At 43.6% G+C, this 734-nt stretch carries 1 pseudogene; it reads right to left on the bottom strand.

Annotation, left to right across the window (positions count from 1 at the left end):
• A pseudogene (locus ABS768_RS17575) lies at nt 1-734 on the bottom strand (hypothetical protein); the annotation flags it as partial.

The raw sequence follows: 734 nt of genomic DNA, 5'->3' as shown, positions 1-734 counted from the left end.
CCCGTTAGGTTTGCTGTAGTAAAAGAGGTACCGTTATCAAAATTAAATGTATAAGTACCGTCATTGTTATTCGTTACCGAAGTAATACCGTTTCCATCTTCTCCGTCCTGACCATCTGTACCAGGAGCACCGTCCTGTCCGTCATTACCCGCTATACCCTGTGGACCCGTTAGGTTTGCTGTAGTAAAAGAGGTACCGTTATCAAAATTAAATGTATAAGTACCGTCATTGTTATTCGTTACCGAAGTAATACCGTTTCCATCTTCTCCGTCCTGACCATCTGTACCAGGAGCACCGTCCTGTCCGTCATTACCCGCTATACCCTGTGGACCCGTTAGGTTTGCTGTAGTGAAAGAGGTACCGTTATCAAAATTAAATGTATAAGTACCGTCATTATTATTCGTTACCGAAGTAATACCGTTTCCGTCTGATCCATCTGCTCCTGCTGGACCTGTTAGGTCCGCTGTGGTGAAAGAGGTACCGTTATCAAAATTAAATGTATAGGTACCGTCATTGTTATTCGTTACCGAAGTAATACCGTTTCCGTCAACACCATCTGTACCTTCAAGTGAGGCTAAGAAGTCTGCCTCAGTTCCTGTGTTACCCGATGCAAGCCATATTTCATAAGCACTTAATCCGTTAATTCCATTTGTACCATTAGTTCCGTCCGTACCCTCAAGTGAGGCTAAGAAATCTGCTTCAGTTCCTGTGTTACCCGATGCAAGCCATATTTC

The organism is Flavobacterium rhizophilum, from assembly GCF_046000485.1.
In the GTDB taxonomy this organism is placed as follows: domain Bacteria; phylum Bacteroidota; class Bacteroidia; order Flavobacteriales; family Flavobacteriaceae; genus Flavobacterium; species Flavobacterium rhizophilum.
Note: the sequence above shows the minus strand (reverse complement) of the source record. Positions and strands in the feature narration are given on the sequence as shown.